The organism is Jatrophihabitans sp. (assembly GCF_036000465.1).
Taxonomy (GTDB): Bacteria; Actinomycetota; Actinomycetes; order Mycobacteriales; family Jatrophihabitantaceae; genus Jatrophihabitans.
The window spans coordinates 1-6,594 of record NZ_DASYFV010000065.1 but is presented as its reverse complement, the minus strand read 5'-3'; the positions used below and the strand labels follow the sequence as shown (position 1 = coordinate 6,594).

Annotated in this window: 7 protein-coding genes; 4 read left to right on the top strand and 3 right to left on the bottom strand. The window is 72.7% G+C overall.

The features are described 5' to 3' along the window. Nucleotides 1-587 (bottom strand): O-methyltransferase (locus VGN18_RS18505; RefSeq protein ID WP_327541199.1); only part of this gene is annotated, 587 nt, incomplete at its 3' end. A 31-nt stretch (nucleotides 588-618) separates the two neighbouring features. Next, nucleotides 619-1,977 carry a pyridoxal phosphate-dependent decarboxylase family protein gene (locus VGN18_RS18500; protein ID WP_327541198.1) on the bottom strand — a complete coding sequence of 453 codons (1,359 nt, stop codon included), beginning with the start codon at nucleotides 1,975-1,977 and terminating at the stop codon, nucleotides 619-621. A gap of 117 nt (nucleotides 1,978-2,094) precedes the next feature. On the opposite strand from VGN18_RS18500, the gene sigE reads away from it, so the two are divergent. From sigE to VGN18_RS18480, 4 genes are all read left to right on the top strand, one after another. Beyond that, nucleotides 2,095-2,682, top strand: a complete 588-nt coding sequence (gene sigE, locus VGN18_RS18495) for an RNA polymerase sigma factor SigE (RefSeq protein WP_327541197.1) — start codon at nucleotides 2,095-2,097, stop codon at nucleotides 2,680-2,682. After that, nucleotides 2,675-3,184, top strand: coding sequence for a hypothetical protein (locus VGN18_RS18490; RefSeq protein WP_327541196.1), 510 nt, complete (start codon nucleotides 2,675-2,677; stop codon nucleotides 3,182-3,184). The genes sigE and VGN18_RS18490 overlap by 8 nt, the downstream gene beginning before the upstream one ends. A gap of 93 nt (nucleotides 3,185-3,277) precedes the next feature. Further along, nucleotides 3,278-4,912, top strand: a complete 1,635-nt coding sequence (locus VGN18_RS18485; protein ID WP_327541195.1) for a S1C family serine protease — start codon at nucleotides 3,278-3,280, stop codon at nucleotides 4,910-4,912. A gap of 9 nt (nucleotides 4,913-4,921) precedes the next feature. Beyond that, nucleotides 4,922-5,365 carry a sec-independent translocase gene (locus VGN18_RS18480; protein ID WP_327541194.1) on the top strand — a complete coding sequence of 148 codons (444 nt, stop codon included), beginning with the start codon at nucleotides 4,922-4,924 and terminating at the stop codon, nucleotides 5,363-5,365. A gap of 15 nt (nucleotides 5,366-5,380) precedes the next feature. Here the strand turns inward: VGN18_RS18480 and VGN18_RS18475 are convergent, their stop codons facing one another. Further along, complete coding sequence (locus VGN18_RS18475) at nucleotides 5,381-6,514, bottom strand: Mrp/NBP35 family ATP-binding protein (protein WP_327541193.1); 1,134 nt, start codon at nucleotides 6,512-6,514, stop codon at nucleotides 5,381-5,383. Between the last annotated feature and the right edge of the window lie 80 nt (nucleotides 6,515-6,594).

Sequence of the window (6,594 nt, the reverse complement as noted above, 5' to 3'; positions counted from 1 at the left end):
ACCAGCCGGTCGTCGTCGCGGACGGTGCGGGCCAGATCGCGCAGCAGCACGGTGTCCGGGTCGCGCTGGGACGAGTCGGCGACCCGGTCGTGCCAGAGCATGTTGTCGAAGGCCACCACGCCGCCGGGGCGCAGCATGCGCACCGCCTGCTCGTAGTAGACGGCGTAGCCGCTCTTGTCGGCGTCGACGAACACCAGGTCGTAGGCCGCATCGCGCATGCGCGGCAGCACGTCATGGGCCGAGCCGTTGATCAGCCGGTACCGGGTGGGGGCGATGCCCCCCTCGCCGAACGCCTCGCGCGCCGCACGCTGGTTCTCGCTCTCGATGTCGATCGACACCAGCTGCCCGCCGGCGGCCATGCCACCGAGCAGGTACAGCCCGGACACACCGGCGCCGGTGCCGACCTCGATGACGGCACGCGCCTGGGTGGCCGCGGCCAGCACGCGCAGCGCCGCGCCGCCGGCCGGACCGATCGGCGTGCAGCCGAGCTCTCTGCCGCGCTCGCGCGCGCTGGTGATGATCTCGTTCTCGGGCTGGAACGACTCGGCGTAGCGGACACTCGCCTCGTTCACCATCGGGTCGGCCATGCGGGGAACCCTATCGTCGCGGGCTCGCCTTTCAGCGCATCGAATCGATGATCATCGCCAGGTCGTCGCAGGTCGTGAGCGGGTTGACGATGGCGAACCGGGTGCAGACCCGGTTGCCGTGCCGGGTCGGCGTGACGAATGCCTCCTGCTCGTCGAGCAGTCGTGCGCTCCAGCGGGCGTAGTCGTCGCCCGTCCAGCCGACCCGCTCGAAGATCAGCACCGACAGATCCGGCTCGACCAGCAGCCGCAGGTGCTCGGCGGCGTCGATCAACTCCCGGCCCTGCCGGGCGACGGTGAGGGTCTGCTCGACCGCGGCGACATAGGCGTCCGTCCCGTACACCGCCAGGGAGAACCAGAACGGCAGCCCACGTGCCCGCCGGGTCAGCTGGACGGCGAAGTCGGACGGGTTCCACTCGCCGTCGACCGTGACCGGGTCGAGGTAACCGGCGTGCTGGGTGTGCGCCGCGCGCCCCAGCCGCGGTTCGCGGTAGAGCAGCGCGCAGGCGTCGAACGGGGCGAACAGCCACTTGTGCGGGTCGACGATGAAGGAGTCGGCGTGCTCGATGCCGGTGAACAGGTGCCGCGCGGACGGCGCGGCCAGGGCCGCCCCGCCGTACGCACCGTCGACGTGGAACCACCAGCCGAACTCGCGGGCGACCGCGCCGACGCCGGCCAGGTCGTCGACGACGCCGAGGTTGGTCGTCCCGGCCGTGGCCACGACGGCGAAGACCCCGTCGCGGACGTGCTCGGGCAGCCCGGCGGCCACCTCGCGCAGCGCCGTCCCCGTCATCCGGCCACGCTCGTCGCCCGGCACCGAGATCACCTCGACGTCCATCACCACCTGCAGTGCGTGCTTGACCGACGAGTGCGTCTCCTCGGTCACGCAGACCGCCCACCGCTCCGGACGCCGGCCGCGCCGCTCGAGGGCCGCCTCGCGTGCCGCGACGAGGGCGGACAGGTTGCCGATCGTCCCGCCCTGGACGAAGGTGCCGCCCGCCTCGGCCGGCAGCCCGACCAGGTCGGCGATCCAGCGCAGCGCCTGGTTCTCGGCGTAGACGGCGCCGGAACCCTCCAGCCACGAGCCGCTGTAGACGTTGGAGGCCGCCACCAGCATGTCGAAGTAGCAGGCGGCCTTGGTGGGGGCGTTCGGGATGAAGGACAGGTAGCGCTTGTGGTCGACGGACAGGCACGCGGGACCGAGCACCTCAGCCCAGAGGCGCAGCGCCTCGTCGCGGCCGATGCCCTCGGGACGCACGCTGCCGCCGGCGAGCTGTTCCAGGTCCTGGGGCGTCAGCGGACGGTCGAGCGGGACCTCGTTGCTCAGGCGCTGGAGGCAGTATTCGACGACGGTCCGCGCGATCCGGTCGTCATCGGCGGTGTACGAGTGCACGGCGGCGAGAGTAGTAGGCGCCGCCCGGGAACGTCCGGCGCCTGGTCGGCGTTTAGCTGACGTACAGGTTGCCGTGCTTGGCTGTCGCCCAGAACGCGATAGCCGAAGGAGAAGCCAGTGACTACGGTCGACCCCGCCGAGGCGGGCACCATCTGGGTGCCGCCCACTTGGGACGAGGTCGTGCGCGAGCACGCCGACCGGGTGTACCGGCTCGCCTTCCGGCTGTCCGGCAATCGCGCCGACGCCGAGGATCTCACCCAGGAGACGTTCGTCCGGGTGTTCCGGTCGCTGGCCGAATACACCCCGGGGACGTTCGAGGGCTGGCTGCACCGCATCACCACGAACCTGTTCCTGGACATGGTGCGCCGCCGCCAGCGGATCCGGTTCGACGCGTTGCCCGACGACGCCGGCGACCGGCTCGCCTCGCGCGAGGGCGGCCCGGAACAGGCCTACGAGCAGATGAACCTCGATCCCGAGGTGCAGGCGGCCCTGGACGCGCTGCCCGCCGACTTCCGCGTCGCGGTCGTCCTGTGCGACCTCGAGCAGCTCTCCTACGAGGAGATCGCGGCCACCCTCGGCATCAAGGTCGGCACCGTCCGCTCGCGCATCCACCGCGGCCGGGTGATGCTGCGCGAGGCGCTGGCGCACCGCGCGCCCGGGCTGCGCCCGGCCAACGAGTTCGGCGAGGCACCCGCCCATGCGTGATCTGGGACGCGATCTGGGACGCGCGCAGCACCTGTCCGACGAGGCGATCGCCGCCTTTGCCGACGACGTCCTGACCGGCCACGCCCGCCAGCGCGCGCGCCGGCACACCGCGCTGTGCGCCGAGTGCAATCACGCGGTCGCCGTCCAGCGCGAGGCCGTCTGGGCGCTGCGCACCGCACCTGCTCCGGCGCTGCCGAGCGGGCTGCTCGACCGGCTGCGCGACGTGCCGGTGACCACCCCGATCCGCCAGGTGCCCACGCACGTCGACGAGCACGGCAACACCATGTTCGCCTCCTTCGCAGCGCCCGCCGCCGCCTTCGTCCCCGTGCAGCCGGAGCACCCGCGGCGCGGTCGCCCGGTGGCCTTCGCCGTCGCCTCGGTCGCGGTGCTGGGCGCGCTCGCCGGCACCGCCGCCTCTGACAGCGGGCCGACCCGCGAACCCGCCGGCCCCCACCCCGTCCACGCCGGGTACCTGCGGGCCGAGCTGCCCAAGCATCCCTAGAGAATCCGTGGGCGGGCGCCGCGAGCGCCCGCGATGAGGCAGACTCGATCGAGAGACCGGGGCAGGGTCCGGTGCGGAAGGGTCAGGGGTGTCGTGTCCGAGGATCAGGGTCGCCACACCGCTGCCGCGGCGGACGCCTCAGCCGGACCGGACGACGACGAGGCGTTCCGGCGCCCGCCGGGCCTGCGCGAGCCCTTCCAGCCGAGGCCCGAGCAGCCCGCGTACACCCCGCCGCCGCCGACCGTGTCGCCGGAGCAGCGCGACGAGTACGGCCGCCCGGCCGGCGCCGGACCGTACGCAGCACCGCCCGGCGAGCGGATCGTGTCGCGCCCGACGCCGCCGCCGGTCGTGCCCTGGGTGATGACCAGCGCGTTCGGCGCGCCCGCCGAGGCCCAGGGCGGCTTCGCGCCCGAGCCGGGCACCCGCATCGAAGCGTCGGCGGGCGAGCCGGAGTCGCCGTGGTGGAAGCGCGACGCCGTCCGCGACCCCTGGCGTGACCCGGCGGCGCCGTTCTGGCTGGGCCGGGGCGCGGTGTTCTCCGCCGGCCAGCCCGCCCAACTCGACCCCGTCGAGGACGCCGAGCGCGACGACGACGAGGACGCCGCGGAGGAGAACGACACGGTCGTCCCGCTCCAGACCGGACGGCGCCGGTTCGGGCTCAACGCGATCCTGCTCGCCGTGCTGATCGCCGTTCTCGCGGGCGCGGTCGGCGGGTTCGGCGGCTACTTCCTCGGCGGCCGCACCGGCGACGCGCTGCACCGCGCCGACGTCAGCCTCCCGCAGGGCGGCCAACCGGCCAACCGGCCGCCGAACTCGGTCGCCGGGATCGCCAAGCGGATCGGCCCGGCCGTCGTCTCGCTGCAGGTGACCAGCGCGGACAAGTCGCGAAGCGGGGTCGGCTCCGGCGTCGTGATCGACAAGCACGGGTACGTCATCACGAACAACCACGTCGCGTCGGTCGCCAAGGGCGGCGGCTCGATCATCGCCACGTTCTCCAACGAGGCCACCGCGCGCGCCCGTATCGTCGGGCTGGACCCGGTCAGCGACATCGCGGTGCTCAAGGTGCCCGACAACGAGTTGACCGTCGCCCCGATCGGGAAGTCCTCGACGCTGGCGGTCGGCGACCCCGTCGTCGCGATCGGCTCGCCGCTCGGCCTGACCGGCACCGTGACGTCCGGGATCGTGTCGGCGCTCAACCGCCCGGTGCACGTCTTCGGCGACGACGGCCAATCCGATGCCTACCTCGACGCCGTCCAGACCGACGCCGCCATCAACCCGGGCAACTCCGGCGGAGCGCTGGTCGATGCGGGCGGCCGCCTGGTCGGCATCAACTCCGCGGCTGCGCTGAGCGCGCCCAACGGCAGCGGGGGCACCACCCAGGCGTCCGGCATCGGTTACGCCATCCCGATCGACTACGCCCGCGAGATCGCCCTCGAGCTGATCCACAACGGCAAGGCCGTGCACGGCTCGCTGAACGCGCAGGGCCGTACCGCGGAGGCGGGACTGCAGGCCGGGGCCTACCTCGAGCAGGTCGAGCCCAACGGCGCCGCGGCCAAGGCCGGGCTACGCAACGGCGACGTGATCGTCGTCGCCGACAGCACGCCGATCCTGGGCTACGACCAGCTGATCGTGATCGTCCAGCAGCACAAACCCGGCGACAAGGTGAACGTCACCTATTACCGAGGATCGGCGAAGCGCAGCGCCACCGTCACCCTGGGCTCGGCGTAACCTCGGAACATGTTCAACATCGGGCCGATGGAGTTCGTGGTCCTCGCGCTCGTCGCGGTGATCGTGCTCGGCCCGGACCGGCTACCGCAGTTCGCCCGTGATGCCGCAAACCTGCTGCGGACCCTGCGCGAGCTGGCCACGGGGGCGCGCACGCAACTGCGCGACGAGCTCGGCCCCGAGTTCGCCGACCTCGACCTCCGCAACCTGAACCCGCGTACCGCGATCCAGCGCGCGATCCTCGGCGACGACGAGACCGGCATCCGCGGCGAGCTGCGCAAGCTCGACCCGCGCGAGGACCTGCGCGCCGATTTCAGCGGTCTCGACCCGCGCTCGCGGTCCTTCTACGAGGCCGAGTCCGAGACACCGGTGACCCTGGACAAGCCCGCCGCCAGGTCCGCCCAGCAGCGGCTGGGCCGCGGCGAGCCCGCCCCGTTCGACCCCGACGCCACCTGACCACTGTCGGACGCGTCAGCGGGAGGTGGGGGTGAGGCCGAGCGAGCGGCCCACCAGGCTGGCCTGGCGCTTGGCGAGCCGGTCGGCGACCTCGCCCAGCGCGATCGCAGCCGATGTGCGTGGCTCGCGCAGCACGACCGGCAGGCCGTCGTCGCCGCCCTCGCGCACGGTCTGGTCGATCGGGATCTGTCCGAGCAGCGGCACGGTCGTGCCGGTCGACTGCGACAGCGAGTCGGCGACCGCCTGACCCCCGCCGGCGCCGAACAGCTCCATCCGGGTGCCGTCCGGCAGGTCCAGCCAGCTCATGTTCTCCACGACGCCGACGATCTGCTGGTGGGTCTGCAGCGCGATCGAGCCGGCCCGTTCGGCGACCTCACGCGCGGCGAGCTGCGGCGTGGTCACCACGAGCAGTTCGGCGGACGGGACGAGCTGGGCCACCGAGATCGCGATGTCGCCGGTGCCGGGCGGCAGGTCCATCAGCAAGACGTCGAGGTCGCCCCAGAAGACGTCGGCGAGGAACTGCTGCAGGGCGCGGTGCAGCATCGGCCCGCGCCAGACCACGGCGGTGTTGCCGGGGGTGAACATGCCGATCGAGATGACCTTCACGTCGTGCGCCACCGGCGGCATGATCATCTGCTCGACCTGGGTCGGCTTGCCGGTCACGCCCAGCATGCGAGGCACCGAGAAGCCGTAGATGTCGGCGTCGAGCACCCCCACCGACAGCCCGCGCGCGGCGAGCGAGGCGGCCAGGTTCACCGTCACCGAGGACTTGCCGACCCCGCCCTTGCCGGACGCCACCGCGTAGACACGGGTGCGCGAGCCGGGTTGCGCGAACGGGATCTCGTTCGCCGGCTGGTCGCCGCGCAGGTGCTGCTGCAGGGCCTGGCGCTGCTCGGCCGACATCACGCCGAGGGTCACGTCCACCGACCGCACCCCGTCGACACGCGAGACCGCCTCGCTCACCCGGCGGGTCAGCTCGGCCTTCATCGGGCAGCCGGCGACGGTCAGCAGCACCTGCACCGAGACCGCGCCGTCGGCCCCGAGCGCGACGGCATCGACCATGCCGAGCTCGGTGATCGGCTTGCGGATCTCCGGGTCGTCGACGGTCGCCAGAGCGGCGCGGACAGCGGATTCTTCGAGCACAGCCACAAGAGACGATGGTACGGAATTGCCCTACCCTCGATCTCCATGACCGACGTGAGCCCCGCAACGCCGGTGCCCGGGCCGGG